This window comes from Paraburkholderia solitsugae (assembly GCF_013177695.1).
Lineage (GTDB): Bacteria > Pseudomonadota > Gammaproteobacteria > Burkholderiales > Burkholderiaceae > Paraburkholderia > Paraburkholderia solitsugae.
On the sequence record NZ_WOEY01000103.1, the window covers coordinates 17289 to 40777 of the forward strand.

17 protein-coding genes and 1 pseudogene are annotated in these 23489 nt (G+C 60.5%); 13 read left to right on the plus strand and 5 right to left on the minus strand.

Annotated elements, in window-relative coordinates; translation table 11 throughout:
- Window positions 1–135 precede the first annotated feature (135 nt).
- Window positions 136–1803 (plus strand): Na/Pi cotransporter family protein, encoded by a 1668-nt coding sequence (locus GNZ12_RS26470; RefSeq protein WP_172315157.1) that lies wholly within the window; start codon window positions 136–138, stop codon window positions 1801–1803.
- A 23-nt stretch (window positions 1804–1826) separates the two neighbouring features.
- Here GNZ12_RS26470 and GNZ12_RS26475 read toward each other — a convergent pair whose 3' ends face one another.
- A complete protein-coding gene (locus GNZ12_RS26475; protein WP_074285579.1) occupies window positions 1827–2597 on the minus strand; it encodes a DeoR/GlpR family DNA-binding transcription regulator in 771 nt (256 codons plus the stop codon).
- A 556-nt stretch (window positions 2598–3153) separates the two neighbouring features.
- On the opposite strand from GNZ12_RS26475, the gene ugpQ reads away from it, so the two are divergent.
- From ugpQ to GNZ12_RS26515, 8 genes are all read left to right on the plus strand, one after another.
- Complete coding sequence (ugpQ, locus tag GNZ12_RS26480; protein WP_172315158.1) at window positions 3154–3939, plus strand: glycerophosphodiester phosphodiesterase; 786 nt, start codon at window positions 3154–3156, stop codon at window positions 3937–3939.
- 116 nt (window positions 3940–4055) lie between these two features.
- On the plus strand, window positions 4056–5168 hold the full coding sequence (locus GNZ12_RS26485) for an ABC transporter substrate-binding protein (protein WP_172315159.1): 1113 nt from the start codon (window positions 4056–4058) through the stop codon (window positions 5166–5168).
- Between the two features lie 156 nt (window positions 5169–5324).
- On the plus strand, window positions 5325–6263 hold the full coding sequence (locus tag GNZ12_RS26490; RefSeq protein WP_120302475.1) for an ABC transporter permease: 939 nt from the start codon (window positions 5325–5327) through the stop codon (window positions 6261–6263).
- Window positions 6260–7051 (plus strand): ABC transporter permease, encoded by a 792-nt coding sequence (locus GNZ12_RS26495; RefSeq protein ID WP_172315160.1) that lies wholly within the window; start codon window positions 6260–6262, stop codon window positions 7049–7051. Before GNZ12_RS26490 ends, GNZ12_RS26495 begins: the two co-directional genes overlap by 4 nt.
- Window positions 7052–7083: 32 nt before the next feature.
- Window positions 7084–8154, plus strand: coding sequence for an ABC transporter ATP-binding protein (locus GNZ12_RS26500; protein WP_172315161.1), 1071 nt, complete (start codon window positions 7084–7086; stop codon window positions 8152–8154).
- A 483-nt stretch (window positions 8155–8637) separates the two neighbouring features.
- Window positions 8638–9918, plus strand: coding sequence for a dicarboxylate/amino acid:cation symporter (locus tag GNZ12_RS26505; RefSeq protein WP_120304968.1), 1281 nt, complete (start codon window positions 8638–8640; stop codon window positions 9916–9918).
- A gap of 70 nt (window positions 9919–9988) precedes the next feature.
- Complete coding sequence (locus tag GNZ12_RS26510; protein ID WP_172315162.1) at window positions 9989–11989, plus strand: sensor histidine kinase; 2001 nt, start codon at window positions 9989–9991, stop codon at window positions 11987–11989.
- A gap of 16 nt (window positions 11990–12005) precedes the next feature.
- Window positions 12006–13358: a sigma-54-dependent transcriptional regulator gene (locus tag GNZ12_RS26515; RefSeq protein WP_172315163.1), complete on the plus strand. Its 1353-nt coding sequence runs from the start codon at window positions 12006–12008 to the stop codon at window positions 13356–13358.
- 91 nt (window positions 13359–13449) lie between these two features.
- Here the strand turns inward: GNZ12_RS26515 and GNZ12_RS26520 are convergent, their stop codons facing one another.
- Window positions 13450–13980: a TlpA disulfide reductase family protein gene (locus GNZ12_RS26520; RefSeq protein ID WP_172315164.1), complete on the minus strand. Its 531-nt coding sequence runs from the start codon at window positions 13978–13980 to the stop codon at window positions 13450–13452.
- Window positions 13981–14303: 323 nt separating this feature from the next.
- On the opposite strand from GNZ12_RS26520, the gene GNZ12_RS26525 reads away from it, so the two are divergent.
- On the plus strand, window positions 14304–14822 hold the full coding sequence (locus GNZ12_RS26525) for a hypothetical protein (protein ID WP_235993896.1): 519 nt from the start codon (window positions 14304–14306) through the stop codon (window positions 14820–14822).
- A 324-nt stretch (window positions 14823–15146) separates the two neighbouring features.
- Here the strand turns inward: GNZ12_RS26525 and GNZ12_RS26530 are convergent.
- Window positions 15147–16028 (minus strand): annotated as a pseudogene (locus GNZ12_RS26530) (YifB family Mg chelatase-like AAA ATPase); the annotation flags it as partial.
- A gap of 620 nt (window positions 16029–16648) precedes the next feature.
- Between GNZ12_RS26530 and GNZ12_RS26535 the strand changes: the two are divergent.
- On the plus strand, window positions 16649–16963 hold the full coding sequence (locus GNZ12_RS26535) for a DUF4148 domain-containing protein (protein ID WP_172315166.1): 315 nt from the start codon (window positions 16649–16651) through the stop codon (window positions 16961–16963).
- 822 nt (window positions 16964–17785) lie between these two features.
- On the opposite strand, the gene GNZ12_RS26540 is transcribed toward GNZ12_RS26535, so the two are convergent.
- Together GNZ12_RS26540 and GNZ12_RS26545 are read right to left on the minus strand one after the other, a co-directional pair.
- On the minus strand, window positions 17786–18748 hold the full coding sequence (locus GNZ12_RS26540; RefSeq protein ID WP_172315167.1) for a hypothetical protein: 963 nt from the start codon (window positions 18746–18748) through the stop codon (window positions 17786–17788).
- A 42-nt stretch (window positions 18749–18790) separates the two neighbouring features.
- A complete protein-coding gene (locus GNZ12_RS26545) occupies window positions 18791–19567 on the minus strand; it encodes a helix-turn-helix domain-containing protein (protein ID WP_172315168.1) in 777 nt (258 codons plus the stop codon).
- 714 nt (window positions 19568–20281) lie between these two features.
- Between GNZ12_RS26545 and GNZ12_RS26550 the strand changes: the two genes are divergently transcribed.
- Together GNZ12_RS26550 and GNZ12_RS26555 are read left to right on the plus strand one after the other, a co-directional pair.
- Window positions 20282–20545: a hypothetical protein gene (locus GNZ12_RS26550; protein WP_172315169.1), complete on the plus strand. Its 264-nt coding sequence runs from the start codon at window positions 20282–20284 to the stop codon at window positions 20543–20545.
- Window positions 20546–21456: 911 nt separating this feature from the next.
- The coding region (locus tag GNZ12_RS26555) for a DEAD/DEAH box helicase (protein ID WP_172315170.1) at window positions 21457–23489 on the plus strand (2033 nt) is incomplete at its 3' end.

Below are 23489 nucleotides of genomic sequence, written 5' to 3' on the forward strand. Positions count from 1 at the left end.
CACGAGCGTATATTTAAAAGCACAAAATTACAATAAGGCAGAAATGTGCAACACTACTGTCATAAACGCCCCGGGTGCCGGTTCACGCGGCATGCGGTTCGGGTCATGGCAGCAGGAACGGACGCGCAGTGCTTTATGTTGATTCTCCTTAACCTTCTGGCTGGTGTGGCGCTCCTCGTGTGGGGATCGCACATCGTACGTACCGGCATCCTGCGCGTACTCGGCACCGATCTGCGCAGCGTCCTCGGGCGCAGCACCAGCAGCCGCTGGCGTGCCTTCCTTTCGGGCGTCGGCGTCACCAGCCTCGTGCAGAGCAGCAATGCGACGGCGGTGATCGTCACGTCGTTCGCGGCGCAAGGTCTCCTGCCGCTCACCAGCGGCCTCGCGATCATGCTTGGCGCCGACGTCGGCACCGCGCTCATGGCACGGCTGCTTACGCTCGATCTGTCATGGCTGTCGCCGATCCTGATTCTGTCCGGCGTGCCGCTCTTTCTGTCGCGCAAGCAAACGCGCCTCGGCCAGGTCGGCCGTACGCTGATCGGGCTCGGCTTGATCCTGCTGGCGCTGCACCTGATTGTCGAGGCCGCTCAGCCGATGATGCAAGGCGCCGGCGTGCGCGTGATGTTCGGTGCGCTGACCGGCGACACCATGCTCGACGCATTGGTCGGCGCGACATTTGCGGTGCTGTCCTACTCGAGTCTCGCAGCGGTCCTGCTGACCGCGACGCTGGCCTCGTCCGGCGTGATCTCACTGAAGGTGGCGCTGTGTCTCGTGATCGGCGCGAACCTCGGCAGCGGCTTGCTGGCGCTGATGGGTACGCTCGCGCAGAACGCGGCGGCACGGCGTCTGGCCTTGGGCAGCCTGGCGTTCAAGCTGGCCGGTGCGCTGCTGATCCTACCGTTCGCGCCGCTGCTTGCACGCGGGCTGCCGGTGCTGATCGCGAATCCGCGCGAAGCGGTGGTCGGTTTTCATGTGATTTACAACACACTGCGCTGTTGCGCGTGTCTTTCGCTGGTCGATCCGGTGGCGCGCATCTGCACGCGGGTGTTGCCGGACCGGCCTCAGGCCAATGGTGAACTGCGGCCGCGGCATCTGGACGCCGCCGCGCTTTCCACACCCACGCTCGCACTCGCGCACGCCGCGCGCGAGGTGCTGCGCATCGGCGACATCGTGCGCACCATGCTCGATAACGTCGCGGACCTGATCCATAACAACAATCTCGACAAGGCGCGCGAAACGGTCCGGATGGACGACGACGTGGACGAACTCTATGCCGCGGTCAAAGCCTATCTGACGCTGATCTCGCGCGAGCAACTCGACGAGGCCGACAGCCGCCGCTGGACCGACATCATCTCGTTGACGATCAACCTGGAGCATGCGGGCGACATCATCGAGCGGATCGTCGGCGATATCGAGGAAAAGAAGATCGCGCACCGTCTGTCGTTTTCGGAGGAGGGGCTGGGCGAACTGGACGACCTGCAGGCACGCCTCGTCAGCAATCTGCAGCTTGGCCTGTCGGTGTTTCTGAACAACGATCTGCGTTGTGCCGAGCAACTGCTGGCGGAGAAGGAGCGCTTTCGCGATCTGGAGCGCGCCTACTCATACAAGCACCTGGACCGGCTCGCCGGGCAAACCTTGCGCAGCATCGAGACCAGCGCGTTGCATCTGGATCTGATCAGCGACATGAAGCGGCTCAATTCGCTGTTCTGCTCGACGGCCTATCCGGTGCTCGACGCAGCCGGCGCGCTGCGCGACACGCGCTTGCGCAAGCGCGTGCTCGACACGATGCATGTGAAGGAGTAGGGCGAAGCCCTAGACCCTAAGCCCTAAGCCAGAACGATCTCTTCCAGCTTCTTTTTGAGCGATGCAAAGTCGGCGGCTTCGGCCGCCTTTTTGTTGGTGACCAGCACATCGATCCGATCGACCGGACAGTACGAGATCCGGCTGCGCTGACCGATCTTGCTGTAGTCGGCGAGGATCACCACGCGATCGGCGTTAGCGACCATGGCGCGCGCCACTTCGGTTTCAGCATGATCGTAGTTGGTCGCGCCGTGCCGGTGATCGATGCCGACCGGCGAGAGCAAGGCCATGTCCGCGCGATAGCGCTGGATGTCGAGCACGGTGGTGGCGCCGGTGGTCGCCATGGCGCGATCGCTGATCGTGCCGCCCAGCAGGATGACTTCGTTGGCCGCTTCCGTTTGATCCACGGCGCCGCGCATTTTCAGCGCGACGTCGATAGAATTGGTGACGATCGTCAGGTTCGCCAGTTTCGCCAGCTCTTCAGCGAGCGCCGCCGTGGTGGTGCCCGCGTCGATGAACAGTGTCTGGCCGCTCGCGATCAAACCGGTGGCCGCCTTCGCAATCGCGGTTTTGGCTTTGACACGCATGTGGGCGCGCTCGGCGATCGGCGCCTCGTCGGCGGGTTTGATCGCGCCACCATGCACGCGCTTCAGTTCACCGAGTGCTTCGAGATCGAGCAGATCGCGCCGCACGGTTTCGCGCGATACCCCGAGATCCGCCATGATCCGTTCGGTCGACACGCGTTGAAGCGTCGACAGCAACGCGCGAATTCTCTGATGACGGTCTTCCTGCCACATGCATTTTTCCTTGAATGCGGACGCGCGCTCACGCGGCTTGTTTTTGATAGCGCCATCGTGGACACGGAAGTGTGTCTGGACGATGTCAAGCGTACTACTTTAGCCGAATTGTGTTGTATTTTTTTGGCAGCTTGCAAGTTTGTGTATTTAACCTTAGCCTTCGCAGATCGAAGCACGACGCCGATTTCGAACATCAAATGTTCGAAAAGGAATTGAAATGTCCGATTTCGAGCATTTCGCGGCGTTTTTTGGCAATTTGATTGACTCATGTCGTTGCCATAATAGATATTGGGATCTGCCGCCCGAACAATTCGCGGCTGCATTCGGTGCTGCCTGGAAGCCGCACGGTTCGGCATCCTGACAATAAGATTGCGAGGCTATAGCGGGGCGCGGCGCTGACCGTGTGGTCAACTATCGCGGCGTCGCGCATTGCCGCGATACTACGCGCTGGGCTCGCGCGTAAAGGCTGCATGGGGCAGTTGTGGCATGGCGGCAGTAGCAGATGGGAACGTGTCGAGAGCATATTTAATCCGCTCTATCTTGAAGGTAACGAGACGTGGGAAACGGGATTGATCGCACCTTAACCGCAGACTGGCTGTATCCGAAGCTGGTTGCGCATCGTTGCGGCGGCACGCTGGCACCGGAGAACACGCTTGCCGGGTTCGACGCGTGCGTGCGCTTCGGCTACCGCATGGTCGAATTCGACGCCAAGCTCTCCGCTGACAACCAGCTCTTTCTGTTGCACGACGACACGCTGGAGCGCACTACCAACGGTCATGGCGCCGCGGCTGAACACACGTGGGACCAACTGGCCGCACTCGATGCCGGCGCCTGGTTCGGGCCGCAGTTCGCCGGCACGCGCCTGCCGACGCTCGCCGAGGCCGCCGGGCGTTGCGCGCGAGATGGCATTGCCGCCAACATCGAAATCAAACCCTGCCCGGGGCGTGACGAGATCACCGGGCGCCTGGTCGCGAACGGCGCACTGAATTTGTGGCAAGGGCAAACGCCACCGCTGCTGTCATCGTTTTCGTTCGAGGCACTTGCTGCAGCGCGCGATGCGGCACCTTCGCTGCAGCGCGGCATGCTGTTCGAAGAGGTCCCTGCGGACTGGCTGCGCATTGTGCGGGAACTGGACTGCGTGTCGTTGCACGCGAGCCACCGGTATCTGACGGAGCCGCTGGTCGCCGAGATCAAGGCGGCCGGGTTGCGCGTGCTGGCCTACACGGTGAACGATGCTGAGCGGGCAAGGCTGCTCGCGCAATGGGGCGTCGACATGATTTGTACAGATCGCATCGATAGACTGGAACACGACATGTTTCAGGCGCCGGCGAATCCAGTCTGAGCCAGACTGAGCATGGCGCGGGTGCGCAAGTGCGAGCTTGCACAGGCGTGCGCCCATAGCGTTAGAAACTAGAAATTTTCCAAACGTAGCAATTTCGGCAGAGGATGGGGAAGACCATGAAGCGCACCGTGTTAGCTCGTTTATTTTCGATGTCGGCCGCTGCGGGTGTCGCCGCAGCCGGTGTGAGCAGCGCTTCGGCCGCGCCGCTCGACGCTCTGATCGCAGCCGCCAAGCAGGAAGGCCAACTCACCGTGATCGCGTTGCCGCACGACTGGTGCAACTACGGTCAACTGGTGGCGGGCTTTCAGAAGAAGTACGGCATCAAGATCAACGAGCTGAATCCGGATGCGGGTTCGGGCGACGAAGTGGAAGCGATCAAGGCGAACAAGGGCAACAAGGGCCCGCAAGCGCCTGACGTGATCGACGTGGGTCTGTCGTTCGGTCCGACCGCGAAGGCCGAGGGTTTGCTGCAGCCGTACAAGGTAGCTTCGTGGAACTCGATTCCCAAAGAGTCGAAAGATGCCGATGGCTATTGGTATGGCGATTACTACGGCGTGCTGTCGTTTGAAGTGAACGTCGACATGATCGACAAGGCGCCGTCCGACTGGAGCGATCTGCTTAAGTCAGACTATAAGAACGCCGTCTCGCTGGCCGGCGATCCGCGCACGGCTAATCAGGCGATCCAGGCCGTGTTCGCCGCGGGCCTGTCGCAAAGCAAGGGCGATGCGAGCAAGGCCGACCAGGCCGGTCTCAAGTATTTCGCCGAGCTGAACAAGAGCGGCAACTTTGTGCCGGTGATCGGCAAGGCCGCATCGCTCGCGCAGGGCACCACGCCGATCGTCGTGCGTTGGGACTACAACGCGCTCGCCGACCGCGACACGCTGAAGGGCAATCCGAAGGTGCAGGTGGTGATTCCGAAGACGGGCGTGGTCGCCGGTGTGTACGTTCAGGCGATCAGCGCCTACGCACCGCATCCGAACGCCGCCAAGCTGTGGATGGAATACCTGTACTCCGACGAAGGCCAGATTGGCTGGCTGACCGGCTATTGCCACCCGATGCGCTATAACGAATTGGTGGCGGCGAAGAAGGTCCCGCAAGCGCTGCTCGACAAGCTGCCGCCGCCGTCGTCATACAAGAATGTGGTGTTCCCGACGCTGTCCCAACAGGACGCCTACAAGGACACCATTACGAAGCACTGGGACGAAGCGGTCGGCGCGAACGTCAAGTAATCGTCGTAGCGCTTGTGGTTGCGGCGGCAGGGGAACAGCGATTAATCGAATGCTGCCCACGCCGCCGTTTCTCACCGCAACGTGCAGTTTCAAAGGTGGCGTGCCGCTCCACGAGAGCGGCGCGTGAGGCGTTAGTCAGATTGCCAGGGGTGAGCTATGAGTGCTTCATCGGATGCTGGATCGGTGCAGCCGGAATTACTGGTTCCACCTGCGCCCACACCAACACCTCGCGTCGGCGGTCCGGGTCGCGCGTCGCAGCTCCTCGCGTGGGTCGGCGTGGTGCCGTTTTTTACCTTCGCACTGTTGTTCCTGATTCTGCCGACCGGCTTTCTGATGGTCGGTGCGTTCCAGGATTCGCAAGGCCACTTCACGCTCGCCAATTTCCGCGATCTGCTCCAGCCCACCGTGCTGGACGCCTACTGGATCAGCTTCAAGGTGAGCGCCGCTTCCGCGCTTGGCGGCGCGTTGATCGGCTCGCTGCTCGCGTGGGCGGCCGTGCAAGGCAAATTGCCGGGCTGGATTCGTCCTACGTTGATGACGTTCTCCGGCGTCGCCTCGAATTTTGCCGGCGTGCCGCTAGCGTTCGCCTTTATCTGCACGTTGGGGCGCGTCGGTCTCGTGACCGTATTGCTGAAGAAGTATCTCGGCTTCAATCTGTACTCGACGGGTTTCAGCGTTCTAAGCTTCTCCGGGTTGACGCTGACTTACCTGTACTTCCAGATTCCTTTGATGGTGCTGATCGTCACGCCCGCGCTCGACGGCCTGAAGCGCGAATGGCGTGAAGCCTGTGACTGCCTTGGCGGCACGGCCTTCCAATACTGGCGCCACGTGGCGTTGCCGGTGTTGTGGCCGAGCGTGCTCGGCGCGACGCTGCTGCTGTTCGCCAATTCATTCGGTGCCGTCGCCACGGCTTATGCGCTGACCGGCAGTTCGCTGAACATCGTCACGATCCTGCTCTACGCACAGATTCGTGGCGACGTGATGCACAACCAGAACCTCGGTTACGCGCTCGCGCTCGGCATGGTGCTCGTGACCGGCTTGTCGAATGGCGGTTACATCTGGCTGCGCTCACGCGCTGAAAGGGGCCGTCGATGAAAAGCCAATCGCGTGTGGGCGCATGGACCGCGATGATCGTCGGTTCGCTGTATTTTCTGATTCCGTTACTTGCGACATTCGAATTCAGTCTGCGCATGAAGCGCGGCGTGTATAGCTTCGAAGCGTATAGCGTCGTGCTGAGCGATCCGCGTTTTCAGGCCTCGTTCGGCTATTCGATCCTGATGGCGGTGCTGACGATTATTGTCTGTGTGCTGCTGGTGGTGCCGACCGCGTACTACGTGCAGTTGCGGCTGCCGAAACTGCGGCCAATTGTCGAATTCATCACGCTGTTGCCGCTGGTGGTGCCGGCAATCGTGATCGTGTTCGGCTATCTGCGTATCTACAACAGCAGTTCGATTTTGCCGCTCACCGGCAACGAACGCGCGACCGACCTGTTACTGGTGTTCGGTTACGTGACCCTCTCGCTGCCGTACATGTATCGCGCGGTCGACGCCGGGTTGCGCGCGGTCGACGTGCGCTCGCTGACCGAAGCCGCCGAATGTCTCGGTGCGAACTGGCCGACGATTCTGTTCAAGGTGATATTCCCGAATATCCGCTCGGGCATTCTGTCCGGTGCGTTTCTTACCTTTGCCGTGGTGATCGGCGAGTTCACCCTGGCGAGTCTGCTCGACCGCCCCGCGTTCGGCCCGTATCTGCAATTGATTGGTGCGAACCGCGCGTATGAACCATCGGCGCTTGCGATCATCGCGTTCGTGATCACATGGGCGTCGATGGGTTTGATTCAGGTGTTCGGCTCGGCACGCGCGCTTAGCGGCCAGAAAATTTGACGGACTCATTTGACCGACTAAGGCAGCGAATCATGGCATTCCTTGAGATCGAAAATCTGCATAAGTCCTTCGGGGCGAACACGGCGCTGCATCACTTCGACATGAAGATCGAACGCGGCGAATTCATCACGTTCCTTGGGCCGTCCGGCTGTGGCAAGACCACGGTGCTGCGGATGATCGCCGGCTTCGAAACGCCGACGCGCGGCGTCATCCGGCTGGATAACAAGGACGTGACGTACCTGCGGACCCGGCAGCGCAAGGTCGGCATGGTGTTTCAGTCGTACGCGCTGTTTCCGAACATGACGGTGGCCGACAACATCGGCTTCGGACTGAAGATCACGCATCGTCCCCAGGCGGAGATCAACAAGCGCGTCGAGGAGATGTTGCAGCTGATCAAGCTGCCGAATCTCGGCGAGCGTTATCCGTGGCAGTTGTCGGGTGGTCAGCAGCAGCGCGTGGCATTGGCGCGCGCGCTCGCCGGCAAGCCGCAGGTCCTGTTGCTAGACGAACCGCTGTCTGCGCTCGACGCGAAGATTCGCATTTCGTTGCGGCAAGACATCCGCGCATTGCAGCGTGAGTTGGGTATCACGTCGATTTTCGTGACGCACGATCAGGAAGAGGCGCTGTCCATTTCCGACCGCATCGTGGTGATGAACGAGGGGCGCGTCGAACAGATCGGCTCGCCTTCGGAGATCTACAACTATCCACGCACGCGCTTTGTCGCGTCGTTTGTCGGCACGCTGAACATTCTGGCGGGCCATGTGGTCGACCCGAAAACCGGCAAGATGGCCGTCGACGGTCAGGAGCTGACCACCACGCAAGAATTGCCGGCAGACGACGCTGGCAAGAAACGCATGCTCGCGCTGCGGCCCGAAGCCATTGTGCTGGAGCCGGCCGCGCCGGGCCGCAACACGCTGAACGCAACCGTCGAAGAAGTGAATTTCCTCGGCGCGGTGGTACGTATCAGAACGCGCGTGAAAGACGCGGTGATTTCACTCGATGTGTTCAACGACCCGAATCGCGGCTTGCCCGAACGGGGGCAACCGGTATCGCTGGGTTTCTCGCACGAGAACTTGCTGGTGCTGGAAGAGGGCGGTGCATAGAAGCCGAGCAGCAGTGCCTGACGTGCGCGAGGGCCGCGCGTACGGACTGAGCGGTTCTTCCGACGCGTGCGAAAGCCCCGCGTACAGGGTGAGCGGTTTCGGCTGAAGTGGGCGGAAGCCGCAGCCCAAAAGGCTCTCCGGGTTTGCCCGGATTTGTCGCCTGTACGGATTCCGGATTCCCCGACACCTCTCGTCCGGATTTCCGGAATCCCGGACGGCGCGTGCCGTAACACGCCAAAAAACCTATAAAAATCAAAGCGATTCGCCGTGCATCAAGCTGGCATCGACCTTGCAATTTAGATCACGCGGCCGCAACGGTCCGACAACTAAAGCAAGGAGACAACGATGTCTGATTTCCCTTCCCGGTATTTCTGAATTCGTCGTCTTGTCGCGGCCTAATGCCGTGCACAGGCGTGACGATTTTTCGTTCGCATGATGCGCAGCGTGGCAGGCCTTGAGCTCATCCACATCGCAGGAAACATCGTGAAGAAACCTATCCACAAAGTGCTGTACGTCCAGGTGATCGTGGCGATCATCATCGGTATCGCGCTCGGCCATTTTTCGCCGGACTTCGCTATCGACATGAAGCCACTCGGCGACGGCTTCATCAAACTGATCAAAATGGTGATCGGGCCGATCATCTTCTGTACGGTGGTGACAGGTATCGCCGGTATGGAAGACATGAAGAAGGTCGGGCGCGTCGGCGGTAAGGCGCTGCTGTACTTCGAAATCGTCTCGTCGTTTGCCCTGGTGCTCGGCCTGATCGCCACGCACGTGCTGAAGCCCGGCGTCGGCTTCAATATCGATCCGGCCACGCTCGACGGCAAGGCGGTCGCTTCGTATGCCGCCAAGGCGCACGGCCAGACCACGGTCGACTTCCTGATGCACATCATTCCTGACACGCTCTCGTCGGCTTTCGCGCAAGGCGAAATCCTGCAGATCCTGCTGATCGCGCTGCTGTTCGGTGCGGTGTTGGCCACGGCCGGTGAGAAGGGCAAAGTCGTCACGAACTTCATCGACGGGCTCTCGCATGTGCTGTTCGGCATCGTGCGCATCATCACTAAGCTGGCGCCGATCGGCGCGTTCGGCGCGATGGCCTTCACCATCGGCAAGTACGGTATCGGCTCGCTGCTGCCGATGCTCAAGCTGATCGGCACGTTCTATCTGACTTCGATCGTGTTCGTGGTGGTCGTGCTCGGCATCATCGCGCGCGCGGTGGGTTTCAACATCCTGCGCTTTGTCGCGTACATCAAGGAAGAGATGCTGATCGTGCTCGGCACGAGTTCGTCGGAAGCCGCTCTGCCGCAACTGATGCTGAAGCTCGAAAAGCTTGGTTGCTCGCGTTCGGTGGTGGGTCTCGTGGTGCCGACCGGTTACTCGTTCAACCTTGATGGCACCAACATCTACATGACGATGGCCGTGCTGTTTATCGCTCAGGCCACTAACACGGACCTCACGTGGACGCAGCAGCTCACGTTGCTGGCGGTGACGATGCTGACTTCGAAGGGCGCGAGCGGTGTGACGGGGGCAGGCTTTATCACGCTGGCCGCTACGCTTGCTGTGGTGCCGACCATTCCGCTGTCGGGCATGGTGCTGATTCTCGGTATCGACCGTTTCATGAGCGAATGCCGCGCGCTGACGAACATCGTTGGCAACGGCGTGGCGACGGTGGTGGTGTCGGCATGGGAAAAGGAACTGGACCGCAACAAGCTGAACGCCGCATTGCGGGGTGAAGTGGCGGTCAAAGAGCCGGCCGGGGTTTAAGCTGGGGCCTAAGCAGCCTACCGGCCACGACTCCCGCCAGCACCCTGATCACGGCCGCGGACGCCCACGTATGAAAGCGGCGTCCGCGCACCATGACCCCGCGCCGTCGGCCGACGAAGCTCGCGCCGACGGCGCGTCGCCTTATGCCACAATATCCGATCCTCACCGATCGGGAATTGCCAACGTGACGCGCCGCCTGCTAATCCTCTTCGCGCTCGTCGCCGGGCTCGTGGTGGCGTGCGGGCTCACGTATAGCCTTGCGTGGCAAAGCGGAATCGACAACTTGCGGCGCAACGCCGCAGTGCGCGTCGATCGCACGACCAGCGCGCTGAAAAGCACGCTTGCGCGCTACGAATCACTGCCTTACCTGCTGGCCGAACATCCGATTGTGCAGGACGTGCTGGTCAATCCCAGTCCAGCCAACGTCGAGCGCGCCAATCTCTATCTCGAAGACCTTAACCGCCACGCGCGGGCAACGGTTACGTACATCATTCCGCTCGACGGCTATTGCGTTGCCGCGAGCAACTGGCACGGGCCGGGCAGCTTCATCGGCGCGGGCTATCAATTCCGGCCGTATTTTCTCGATGCGGTGAAGGGCGGCGTGGGTCGCTTCTTCGGTATCGGCACGATTTCGCAGGCGCCGGGTTACTACATCTCGCAGCCGGTGCGACGAGACGGCAAGATCGTCGGTGTGGCGGTCGTTAAACTCGATCTCGAATGGTTTCAGGGCGCGGATGCGTCGGAGCCTCTGGTTGTCACCGACGATCACGGGGTGATTTTTCTGTCGTCGATAGCGGCATGGAAATATCACACGATCCGGCCGCTGTCGGGCCAAGTCGCCGACTCGATCTATCAGGCGCGCCAGTACGCACAACAGCCGATCGCGCCGCTGCCGGTCACGATCGAACGCACGCTCGAGGGCAACGCGCAGATCGTGCGCATCGGCGGTGGCCGCTATGCGCCGCGCTATCTCGCCTCGCGGCGCGGCATGGGCGAACCGGACTGGCATCTGCTTACGATGTCGCCCGTCAGTCCGGTCGACGCCGACGCGCGCAACGCGACCATTGTTACCGGCTTCGGATACGTGTCGCTGGTGTTGCTTGCGTTCTACTGGAGAATGCGCCGCGCCCGCGTGCGTGAAGTGATGCGCAGCCGCGCTCTGCTGCAAAAGGCCTACGCTGAATTGAACCGGCGCGTGGCCGAGCGCACCGCGGATCTCTCGCAGGCGAATGAACAGTTGCAGAAGGAAGTCGCCGAGCGCACGCGCGCCGAACAGGAACTGCGTGCCGCGCACGATGAGCTGATCCAGGCGAGCAAACTCGCCGCACTCGGTCAGATGGCGGCCGGCATTACGCATGAATTGAATCAACCGCTCGCGGCGTTGCGCGGCTTCTCAGACAACACGCGTGTGCTGCTCGAACGCGGCGACCAGGCGTCGGCGCGCGAAAATCTTGAAGCGATCGCGGCGCTCACCGAGCGCATGGGCAAGATTACCAATCAGCTGAAGCTGTTCGTCGGACGCGCGCGGCCGCGCAGTGCGCGTGCGCCGATCATGCGAGCGTTGCGCAACGTCATCGCGCTGCTGCAAAAGCGTTTGCAAGGCGTTGAAGTCGAGTTCGCTTTGCTCGACGCCGACACCGGCGTGCGTACGCCGCTGAATCTCGCTGACGACCACCCCGAACTGATCGCCAATTGCGACGAACTGCGGCTCGAACAGGTGCTGATCAATCTGCTCGGCAACGCGCTCGACGCAACGGTGGGGATGACACCGCCGCGCATTTCGATCGAGATCGAAACTGCCGACTCGAGCGTATCGTTCGCCGTGCACGACAACGGCCCAGGCATTCCCGACGATGTGCTGCCGCGTCTGTTTGAACCGTTCTTCACAACGAAGGAGATGGGGCATGGGCTGGGGCTCGGCCTTGCGATTTCATCGTCTATCGCGCGCGACTGCGGCGGCACATTGGTGGCACGCAACGCGCCGGACGGCGGTGCATTATTCGTGTTGACGCTGCGCCGCGCTCGCGCGCAGACGAGCCACACATCGGACCCGCTCACCACGGGTTCCTGAATCAAACGAGAACCCCATGCTGAACCACGGCTTGCAAGTGCTGTATATCGAAGACGACGAACTGGTGCGGCGCGCCAGCGTGCAGAGTCTGCAACTGGCGGGCTTCGACGTGATCGGCCACGCGTCGGCGGAATCCGCTGCGAAGATGATCAGCGCGGATTTCTCCGGGGTGATCGTCAGCGATATTCGTTTGCCTGGTGCGAGTGGTCTCGAACTGCTCGCGCAGTGCCACGAGCGCGCACCCGACGTGCCGGTGATTCTGGTCACCGGTCATGGCGATATTTCGATGGCCGTGCAGGCAATGCGTGACGGCGCGTATGACTTCATCGAAAAACCGTTCGCCTCCGAGCGTCTGATCGAAACCGTACGACGTGCGCTGGAGCGCCGCAAGCTCGTGCTGGAGAACCTCGCGCTGCGCCGTGAACTCGCCGGACAGAACGCGGTGGCGCCGCGCATCATCGGCCGTAGCCCGGCGATCGAGCAGGTGCGCCGGCTGATCGCGAATATTGCGCCGACCGACGCGTCGGTGCTGATCAACGGCGACACGGGCGCGGGCAAGGAGTTGATCGCGCGCAGTCTGCATGAGCTGTCGCCGCGGCGTGACAAACCGTTTATCGCGGTGAATTGCGGCGCGCTACCGGAGCCGATGTTCGAGTCGGAAATGTTCGGCTACGAGCCCGGCGCATTTACCGGCGCGGCAAAACGCCGCATCGGCAAGCTCGAACATGCTTCGGGCGGCACGCTGTTCCTCGACGAAATCGAGAGCATGCCGCTCGCGTTGCAGGTCAAGCTGCTGCGCGTGTTGCAGGACGGCGTGCTGGAACGGCTCGGCTCGAATCAGCCGATTCGCGTGAATTGCCGCGTGGTGGCCGCCGCGAAGGGCGACATGGCCGAGCATGTCGCGGATGGCTCGTTCCGTCGCGATTTGCTGTACCGGCTGAATGTGGTGACGGTCGCGCTGCCGCCGTTGAGCGAGCGCCGTGAAGATATCGTGCCGCTCTTCGAGCACTTCCTGCTGGACGCGGCGGGGCGTTATCAGCGCCCTGCGCCGATTCTCACGGACCGGCAGCGTGCCGCCCTGATGCAGCGCGAGTGGCCGGGGAATGTGCGCGAACTGCGCAATGCAGCTGACCGCTTCGTGCTCGGCGTGGCCGACGATCCGGTCATGTCTTTCGCCGACGACAGCGCAGCGCCCCAACCGTTGAAGGAACGTGTCGAGCAGTTCGAGCGAGCGGTGATCGCGGAGGCGTTGGAGCAGGCCGGCGGTGTCGTCGCGGTCGCGGCAGACAAGCTGCAGCTTGGCAAGGCGACGCTCTACGAGAAGATCAAGCGATATGGCCTCGCGGCCAAAGGGGAAGGGGAGCGGTGAGGAGTTGAAGCGCCGGCGGCGGGGTGCGGCGCCGGCGTGTCTGAATCAGTTTGAGTCGGTTTGAATCACGAAGCGCGGCTGCGCCTAATCATCAGGCCGCGTTCAGCGCTTTTTCCAGCAACTTGTCGAGTTCCGCGAATTGCGGCTCGCCGACGTAGCGCTTCAGAATCTTGCCGTCCTTGTCGACAAGGAAGGTGGTCGGCGTGAGCTGGACGTTGCCGAACTGCTTGGCGGCCGAGCCGTCGTCCATTGCAACCTTGAACGGCAACTGGCGCGTTAGCGTGTAGTTGGCCACGTACATCGGCGCGTCGTAGTTCATCGCGACGGCGACGAACTCGAGCCCTTTGCCCTTGAAGCGGTTATAGGTCTGGACCATCTGCGGCATTTCTTTCATGCAGGTGTCGCAGCTGGTCGCCCAGAAGTTGACCAGGTAGACCTTGCCTTTCAGGTCGGCAGTCGAGACTTTCTGGCCCGACAGCAACGTGAAGGTCGCCTCGGGCACGCGCTGCTGGCCGGCGAACGCGAAATAGCCGGCAATCGCAATCGCGATGGCCACGACGGCGATGATGATGGTGCGAATCGGATTCGCGCGCCGTGCGGCGGTGGACGGGGTGGAGCTCATGAACGGAACCTCGAGAGTCGCGCGGGCCGCGCGGAACAGTGCGTTGGTTTGGACTGTTAAATCCGGTGTTACTTAGCGTCGCTATTGTAGCCCCATTCCGGCCGCGCGGCAGAGGGCGGCCCGGGAGGGGATAATAGAGTTTTACGTTCCTGTCAGCCCGATCTTCTGTCCCCATGCTCCGAACCGCTTTTCGCTTCCTCGCCCGGATCTCGATCATCCCGTTTGACCGCCCCGTTAGCCGTTCCCCGAGTGTCTCCCTAGCCGACGGCCGCCCGGCCGGTACCGCTTCCCGCTTGCAGCGGGCTCGCGCAGCACTTGGCACGATGGCTTGCGCGTTGGCATTGGGCGCCGCGTTGACAGCGTGTTCGCCGACCTTCGACTGGCGCACCATCATGAATAACGACAACGGCTACACGGTCGACCTGCCGGCCAAGCCGGATAACGATCAGCGCGCGGTCCAGATCGGCGGCAAGCCAATGCAGATGGCGATGCAGACGGCCGAAGCCGGCGACGCCGTGTTCGCGGTCGGTACCGTCATGCTGCCGAACGACGACGAAGCGACCCAGCGCGCCGCTCTCGAATTCCTGCGCACGGGCCTCGCCCGTAACGTCGGCGCCGCGCCGGACGCGCATGCGGTGCAAATCCCGCTCGCCGCCGGTGGTCAGGTGCAGGGTCTGGAAATGAAGCTGACCGGTGAGGCCGGGTCGAAACACGAAACGCGGACTGTCTATGCGCGGCTGGTTGCGCATGGCCGGCATGTGTACCAGGCGGCCATCATCGCTTCCAAGCCTTTGCAGCAGGAGCAGGTCGACCAGTTTTTTTCGTCGTTCCAACTGTATTGAGAGCGGGCGTTCCGGCCGCGCGATAGATCGTAGGGCACAGTGAAAGTTCCTTCGCAGCATCACGCGCTAATTCCCGGTTTACGTTGAAGTTTTTCGATTACTCACAGGTCCTGTGGATAACTCTGTTGAGAACTTCGCGTTTTTTGCCGCCGATGCCCATCCCGTGGGCATTCTGTCAGATTGAATCCACTCCGGATGGCCGAAAAAACCCAATCGAATCAATGCCTTTTGGATGCATGCTTCCGTGTGCCTTTCAGATGTATCAAAATTCGTCAGGAACGCGTACATGTGCATAAGTCAAGTCTTGACAGCCGATTTTTCACCTTATAACGACCCGAAAGCCCGCCGATATTGAATGGCTTCACCGATCTGCTCAGCGCTCGGCATGGCGGTGCCGGCCAGGTCGGCGATGGTCCGCGCCACCTTCAGGACCCGGTAGTAAGCACGCGCCGACCAGCCGAAGCGCTCGCCGGCCTGGCGCAGCAAAGCTTCACCGGCGGAGTTGGGGCGGCAGACTTCGTCCACTTCCCGTCCACCCAGCTCGCGATTGGTTTTGCCCTGCCGGGCCAGTTGCCGCTCGCGGGCGGCATTCACCCGCAGTGCGATCGACGCGCTGGATTCGCCGGCGGCGGTGGAACGCGCCGACAACTCCGCCGACGTGAGCGCGGGAATCTCGATCTGGATGTCGATCCGGTCGAGCAGCGGCCCGGACAGTTTGCGGAGGTAGCGCGCCGCGATTTCCGGCGTGCAGCGGCAGCGGCCATTGGGGTCGCCACGCCATCCGCATGGACAAGGGTTCATCGCGGCGATCAACTGGCAGGCTGCCGGAAAATCCGCTTGCAAGGCGGCACGCGAGATTGTGATGCGACCGGCCTCGAGGGGTTCGCGCAGGGTTTCCAGCACATGGCGGTCGAATTCCGGCAGCTCATCCAGAAACAGCACACCCAGATGCGCCAGGGTGATCTCGCCGGGTTGCGGTGGATTGCACCCGCCGACCAGCGCCGGTGCGCTCGACGAATGATGCGGCGCGCGAAACGGCCGTTGTCGCCACTGCGACGGTGTAAAGCCGGCCCGGCTGGCGGACAGCAAGGCCGCCGAGCTGAGTGCTTCATCGTCGGTCATGGGCGGGAGCAGGCTTGGCAGGCGAGCCGCGAGCATCGATTTGCCCGCGCCAGGCGGCCCGACCAGCAAGATGTTCGGCGCACCGAAATCGATGGCGCTGTTCGTTGTATCGATCACGCTGGCGGTTCGAACGATGTCCCACCTCTTTGTGTTCGCAATGGATACACGGCAGCGTTCAAATGTGTTCGTTCCGAACTGGTGCGGCAGGTATCGACCCGATACGGCCATCGGACTTTCCTACGCCGTCTGGCAGCTTTTGAGGAGCAACGGCCATATGCCATCCTACGTGGTCGGCACGCACCCAGCCCAAAGGACGCGGAATATTAACAACAGTTGTTAAGCAAACCGAGCGAAGTCTAAGGTTCACACGGCGGCCCGCCGGCCGCCGTCGAAGTGCCATTCCCCATAGAAGGGGGTGTTTGTACCTTTCGTGGAATTTATGGCGGTTTGACCCTAAAAATCGGTATTGATCAATGACTTGCGCATTCGCCGATTGCGCGAAAGCCGTGGAGCCGCCGGGCCTTGCTGCAATCAGATCTGCAAGTGCGTACCGCCAGATTTCGCACGATTACCCCTGCTTGTGAGAAAAGTGATTTCATAACTTAGGTATTTACCCTAGGTCTCTACCTTCTTAGACTGTGATCACTGGCTGCACACGACCATGTTTGCAGCGCCGTTCAAAACAATCTCTGGAGGTAGTAATCATGAAATCGCTCATCAAGGCTGTTGCAATCGCTCTCGTTCTTGCCGCTCCGGTCGCTTCGTTCGCGCAGTCGAATCAACCCGTGACGCGCGCCGAAGTCCGCAATCAACTGATCCAGCTCGAGAAGGCGGGTTATAACCCGTCAGTCGCTGATAATGCCACCTACCCGGCGGACATCCAGGCTGCGGAAGCACGCGTTGCCGCCCAGAATGGCTCGACGAGCGGCGTTGGTGGCGTGGTGAGCGGGTCATCGGAATCGGGCGCTCCCGCAGTGCCGGCATTTACCGGCCAACGTTCGCTTTACTCTGGTCACTAACCAGTCAGATTGGCGAGTCGTTGGCGACTCACCCGGTCGCTAACATCGCCTACAGAGCGCGCTGTACCCTCTGAGCGCCCCCATTTGCTGAATTGGCCCGCTACCGTGCACTTAGGTGGTAACGGGCCAATTTCGTATTGAATCCGCCGTCCCTCCGGGCGATTGGCTCAGACGCTTGATTCCTTATGAAATCAGGCCGTTTCCGCCGTTCTGAGTGGTTGCTCAACTGTAGCAAGAATAGCAACTACAGCTGTAGTGGATAGCGTCAAGCAGAATGTCCGGTCGTGTCGGGACGGTCGTCGACCAGCGAGGCTGAATTGCTCTACTTGACCAGCCGAGAGACCGCACGCGAGGCTCCCCGAAGTGCATTGGGTAAGCGCGCTCCGCGCACCTGGCTGGCGCCCGGCTGATTTTCACGTGGTGGGGGATGGGCTAATTTAGCCATCGTGTTCTTCGAGGGCGGTCCGCTATCTGAGTGAAGCCGACGTTCGAATGTCCGCCCGAAAGCGCGGCCGAAGGGCCGTAGATGGCCGACAGTCGCCGATTGCGGGAAGGTGAACTCATTTGGCGCCTATTTGTAGTGAGGCCATCAGTTGGTCGCATGAGCGACCACGAGCAAACAGACGCCAGGCTAGCTCGGTTGCAAGTAGGGTTTAATTGGCCACAAGTCAAGATGATAGGGCGACCTAGGCACGGATGAACGTGGAGCGAAGGCTCGGCCTCCGTCGTCTAAACGCTACCTGAAAAAGAAAAAGGGCGTCCCGAACAAGGACCCCCCTTTCTCTTTGCTTTCGCTGGACGATTGAATGTGTAACGGCCTGCTCACACGACAATCGACGGAACGTGCATCAAACCGCACAAATTATCCATTTGTTGTTCGGTCGGCATTGTCGACAACATGCTCATGCTTTGTAACTCTTCGATCAACAGGTCAATCGGATCGTTCCAGCGGTGACGCACGAGATTCATGACTTCGGCGAGACCCTCTTCCGCATGCAAGTCGGCGTGACGGCTGTGACTCATCTGAGAGATCAACGTCGTAATTGCTTTGTGAAAATCCGAAACGACGTGGTGGCTCGATCCGAAACGCATGATCGTGCGAGAACCTGACGACAGTTGCTGGGTGAAGAGTTCGCTCATACCGCGCAGGCCCCGATGCACCCCGATGCCGAAACAGCAGTGCGGCGACTTCTCATCCCAGAAAGAAGGCCAGGTGAGTCTTTCACCGCGTACGCCTTCCACTTCCCCGAGAAGTGCGATGGGGTGTTCTCCGGACTGCGGGTAGAGTAGGACGCAGAGGTCGGCATACTCGATCTGACGCGCTGCTTCGTTAAGGGTCATGCCGTTTGAGCCGAACAGATAGGCTTGGGTGTTGGCCAGAAACGCTTGTCCCGATCGCGAATCTTTGCCACACACATAAACACCAACCGAAACGGTTGGGCTAATCAGATCGACATTCCGGCTTTTGCCGATGGCTTCCAGCAACTGACGAAGACACGGGAACCCCTCGGTGCTCATTAGATAGGTGCTTAAGAAATACTGCATCCCGAAATTTTGGATGGCACCGTCCATCATCTTGAGAAAATTCACAGGTGCGTTTCCGCAAAGTGTGGCAAGGGTCTGCGGTACGCCTTCAGGGATGGTTTTCCCGTAGAAGCGGTACGTTAGGCGCTGCTGGTCGGCGAGCGTCACGAGAATGGCGCCGATATGGGTTGCCCAGTAAGCCAGCGGATTGGTGATCACTCCTGGGCGAACCAATTCCACTACGTTTGCTTTCATCAGCATCTCGCACCTCCTAAAAGAAGCAGTGATTTAACTCTTGATCGCTCACCACTCGATGTGGTTCGTTACACAGCGAGACACGACAACGCCGATGATCCGGACGTCTAGTTCGTCGAACTGAATCGGCGGCATCACCGGATCGAACGAGACGAGCATGATCTCCCTAGCCCCGTTCTCGCGAACAACTCGGCGGAGACCTGGCGCGCCAACCTCATCGGCGAGGCGATAAATCACCACATCGCCGTTCCGCAGCGTTTCGGCAGACGTCGGCCCGGCGTCGAACACGATGACGGTGCCAGCGGGGTATTCGACGTTTTCGGGCCGACTGCCCGGATAACGCGTCGCACGGAATAGCGAGAACGTGGTCGCCACCCAGTGTGCGAACAGGCTCGGGTCCGATGAGTGAGAGGGAGCCGTCGGGTTCAGGGTGAAATGAGGCGCAAACTTGAGCGGTTCGTCGCTGAGCGTTTCCCAGTCCTCGACGAAAACCGATGTCAACGTCGGCTTGATCGTACGCGTTTCGTGATAGCTGTTGGCGAGGTACTTCTGAGTATCAGCATTCTTACCGGTCGCTAACCAGTAAGGATCGCAGGCCAACGCTGCGGCGAGCTTCCGGGTCGTTTCACCGCGCGGACGCGCGTGGCCGTTTTCGTAAAGCGAAACGTTTCGCGGGGCGATACCGATTTTCTCCGCGAGTTCTTGCTGGGTCATCTGTGCTTCATTTCGCTTTTGGACCAGTCGTATCGGCAGACCGACGTCGTCGCCCTGTATGATTTTCATGATGTGTTTCTCGGTGGATTTTTCTAAAACATCATCTATCAATCATACATCGCATCATGTAAAAATCAAGCTTAAATCAAAACATCATGTGCATCTCGACGTGCAGGTGCGACGGATCGCACGTTGGCCCCAGCTGGCAAGAGCAGCGTCCGGGGTCATGTCATGCCGAATCGAATCTCTGAATTCACCGCGGCTGAACTCCCGGATACAGTTGATCCGCGAGAGTTATTGATCCCGGTTGCGATCGGATCGATCGAGCGGAAACCGCAATGGTTTGTTGAAAATGGCTACCGTGAGGCAGCAAGATATTTTTGCTAGGGTTTAATTGGCCACAAGTCAAGATGTTCGGCGCACCGAAATCAATGGCGGTGTTCGTTGTATCGATCACGCTGGCGGTTCGAACGATGTCCCACCTCTCAGTGTTCGCAATGGATACACGGCAGTGTTCAATATGTGTTCGTTCCGAACTGGTGCGGCAGGTATCGACCCACTCCGGACGCTGGACCGCGCGCCACTTGATCGGCAGCTTTTAGTGTGGAGCCGTCATTCATCCCTTGGCGTCGGTCGGCAGGTATCGGCACTCCAACACTCGAGAGTCGAGAACTGGATGCCGTAGAGCCGCCCTCGAGCGACCGCTTACAGGTGTCGACACTGTCGTTGGCCTAACGCGGTCTGATCTATGACGCGCGCCAAAGCGTGTGACGGAACCCATTGGCCTCCCTGTGCAATGAATCGGGAAGCCGCGTCGACGACTGTTTGGTTGCTGTCATCATCGAATACTGCAAAGACGGGTGCGACGACCGACTCCGCGAGGGCAAACTGCTGCTTTTCGAATCTGCTCGGGTCGATGCGGCCTTCGGCATCGAAAGAGAGAATGGAAAACGTGCTCCGAACGACGTGCCCCGGGTTTCTCGCCACAAGCTCGACCACGACGCTGGCCATTCGCGCTCGTTGCCCCGCAAAAACGGGCAGACAGTGGCTTGCCGGATCTCGCAGCATCCGGTCAAACTTGGTGCTTGACAGCCGCCAGAGGGTATCGTCACGAGCGATCAGAAACGTTCGGCAAGAAAAGCCCATGATTCTGCCCCTTACACCAACGGTGATGCTCGCCACTATCGGCAAGATCCGACAGCGCGCCTTCTTCGCAGGGGATCCGCCGCTGTACCTTACACCGCGCGCATGACCAGGCTTCGCGTCGTCTCGGTCGATGTCCGGCTCCGCTGGGCCTTTCCTGCACGTGGAGCACGGCGCAGTCATCGCGCTCGTGAAATCGAAGTCAGTCGCGCACGCAGGCAATCGCGGTTGCGTGGAACCACGCCACAGGCTTGGCCACGCCCCGCTGCGGGCCTCGCGCGCCCTTCTCGTCCAGAAAGTATCCCGCGCTAACGATGGGTGTGGCGACTACCTACCTGGCGACATAGGTGCCACATCGGATCGCTGCACTTGCTCTCAAGCACGACGTGGTCCCATAGAACATCGCACACACTCTGTGATAGCGTCATGTATGGCTCCGGTCGTCCACGGGTCTTCGGACCCCATTGAGCTTCGAGCTCGTACGTCTCTGGGCTTGTCCAAGCCGGGGCGCGCGAGGCTACCCTACACCCCGAGCGTCACGCAGTCACCAATACCACTCGTGGATCTGAGGCGGAGCCTCGTTAGATCCTCTATGGACAGGATGCTTCGACGGTGCGGCGTTAGCGCATAGCAAGTCCAGGACCGGCACCGCTGAGCGACACCGGCACCCACGCAGTGTGGTAACAGTGGAGGGAACTTGCGGGCTGGCGCTCCGTGGGCGGAACTGATAGTCCGCATCAAAGGTGATGCGTGGAAGCTGAGGGACAAAGTGCTCGAAGAGTTGCGCATGAAGAAATATGCCGGGGGTGCGGAGTCGACAAGCTAGGTATCTATCAACCCATGACTACGCGGAAGTTATGAAACGCAAGCGCAATGTTGCCAAGGCAGCTGAAGTCCCGAAGCTTTCTCGTGCTCACGCCCCGGATCACATGCCTCCCGCCGATTGGCAGCGCGCCTTGCGCCGGCAATTTGGGCGCGAGCAGGTGTTCGGGCTGGAGAATCTCGGGACGGAGCCGTTTTTCTCCGAGTTTCGCGTCGGCAATCCGGAGTCGAAATCCAATTATCGTGTGGCGATCCGCGGGACACGGCCGGGAGAAAACTTCTGTACCTGTCCCGACTATGCGACCAACGAATTGGGTACCTGCAAGCATATCGAATTCACGCTCGCCAGACTGGTAAAAAAACGCGGTGCCAAGGCGGCTTTTGCCGGCGGCTTCCAGCCTGCATTTTCGGAACTGTATCTGCGCAACGACGGTGAGCGAACGATCCATTTTCGCGCCGGTACAGATTGTCCGGCGAGGGTGGCGAAGGCCGCCGCGGCGTTGTTCGACGTATCTAATGGTTGGCGGTTACCGGAGGTTCGTTTCAACGAACTGGGACGTTTTCTCGCCAATGCGGCGAAGACAGGTCACGAATTGCGCGCTTACGACGACGCGCTCAATTTCGTCGCCGGCCGGAAGGATGCGTCGCGTCGCGTCGCGGCGCTGGACGACTTGTTCCCGCGTGGTGCTGCCGACCCTCTGCTGAAGAACCTACTCAAGGCGCCGCTCTACCCCTATCAGGCCGAAGGCGCGTTGTTTGCGGTGCGCGCCGGGCGTACTTTGATCGGCGACGAAATGGGCTTGGGAAAGACCATTCAGGCTATTGCGGCGACGGAGATTCTGGCGCGGCATTTCGGGGTGTCGAAGGTACTCGTGGTCTGCCCGACGTCGCTCAAGTATCAGTGGCAGAGCGAGATTCTTCGCTTCTCCGGCCGCGCGTCGCGAGTGGTCGCTGGAGGCCTCGTGCAGAGGCAGAACGAATACGCCGAGGAAGATTTCTGCAAGATCACCAACTACGAGAAGCTGAAATCCGACCTTGACCTGATCTCCGCATGGGCACCTGAGCTTGTGATCGTGGACGAAGCACAGCGCATCAAGAACTGGAACACCATCGCGGCGAAAGCACTCAAGCGCATCGACAGTCCCTATGCCGTTGTGCTGACGGGCACACCACTCGAAAACAAGCTGGAAGAACTCGTTTCCATCGTCCAGTTCGTCGACCAGCATCGCCTCGGACCGACCTGGAAGCTGCTGCATGAGCACCAGCTTAAGGATGAAGCCGGACGTGTGACGGGTTACACCAGACTTGAGAAGATCGGTGAGAGCTTGGCGCCGGTCATGATCCGCCGGCGCAAGTCCGAGGTGCTGCTTCAGTTGCCGAACCGTACCGACCAGAACCTACTGGTGCCGATGACCGAGATGCAGATGGCTCATCACACGGAGAACGCGGACATCGTGGCCAAAATTGTCCAGCGCTGGCGCAAAACGAAGTTTCTGTCGGATCAGGACCAGCGACGACTCACCTGCGCCTTGCAGAACATGCGCATGTCGTGCAACAGCACCTATCTCCTGGACCAGGAAACTGACCATGGCGTCAAGGCTGACGAGTTGGCGGCGTTGTTTGAGGGTCTCTTCGTCCAGCCGGAAGCGAAAGCGGTGGTTTTCAGCCAATGGACGCGGACTCATGAAATCGTCATTCGCCGGCTCAAGAAACTCGGCATCGGGTACGTTAGCTTCCACGGCGGCGTGCCATCGGAAAAGAGGCCTGCGCTGGTAGAGCGTTTCCGCAGCGATGCGGACTGCCGTGTCTTCCTGTCGACGGACGCGGGCAGCACGGGACTCAACCTGCAACACGCCTCGACGCTCGTGAACATGGATCTGCCGTGGAATCCGGCGGTACTTGAACAGCGTATCGCGCGTGTTCACCGCATGGGGCAGCGGAAGCCCGTACAAATCGTTAACTACGTTGCCAAAGGAACGATCGAAGAGGGCATGCTGTCGGTGCTGGCTTTTAAGCGCTCCCTGTCGGCGGGCATCCTCGACGGCGGCGCAGCCGAGATTTCGCTGGG

What these genes read in the sequence shown, in the direction of transcription:
- GNZ12_RS26490 (WP_120302475.1), top strand. Translation starts at nt 5,325, where the DNA reads ATGAGTGCTTCATCGGATGCTGGATCGGTGCAGCCGGAATTACTGGTT.
- GNZ12_RS26515 (WP_172315163.1), top strand. Translation starts at nt 12,006, where the DNA reads ATGCTGAACCACGGCTTGCAAGTGCTGTATATCGAAGACGACGAACTG.
- GNZ12_RS26500 (WP_172315161.1), top strand. Translation starts at nt 7,084, where the DNA reads ATGGCATTCCTTGAGATCGAAAATCTGCATAAGTCCTTCGGGGCGAAC.
- GNZ12_RS26485 (WP_172315159.1), top strand. Translation starts at nt 4,056, where the DNA reads ATGAAGCGCACCGTGTTAGCTCGTTTATTTTCGATGTCGGCCGCTGCG.
- GNZ12_RS26495 (WP_172315160.1), top strand. Translation starts at nt 6,260, where the DNA reads ATGAAAAGCCAATCGCGTGTGGGCGCATGGACCGCGATGATCGTCGGT.
- GNZ12_RS26475 (WP_074285579.1), bottom strand. Translation starts at nt 2,597, where the DNA reads ATGTGGCAGGAAGACCGTCATCAGAGAATTCGCGCGTTGCTGTCGACG.
- GNZ12_RS26520 (WP_172315164.1), bottom strand. Translation starts at nt 13,980, where the DNA reads ATGAGCTCCACCCCGTCCACCGCCGCACGGCGCGCGAATCCGATTCGC.
- GNZ12_RS26525 (WP_235993896.1), top strand. Translation starts at nt 14,304, where the DNA reads ATGGCTTGCGCGTTGGCATTGGGCGCCGCGTTGACAGCGTGTTCGCCG.
- GNZ12_RS26510 (WP_172315162.1), top strand. Translation starts at nt 9,989, where the DNA reads ATGAAAGCGGCGTCCGCGCACCATGACCCCGCGCCGTCGGCCGACGAA.
- GNZ12_RS26470 (WP_172315157.1), top strand. Translation starts at nt 136, where the DNA reads ATGTTGATTCTCCTTAACCTTCTGGCTGGTGTGGCGCTCCTCGTGTGG.
- GNZ12_RS26540 (WP_172315167.1), bottom strand. Translation starts at nt 18,748, where the DNA reads ATGCTGATGAAAGCAAACGTAGTGGAATTGGTTCGCCCAGGAGTGATC.
- GNZ12_RS26535 (WP_172315166.1), top strand. Translation starts at nt 16,649, where the DNA reads ATGAAATCGCTCATCAAGGCTGTTGCAATCGCTCTCGTTCTTGCCGCT.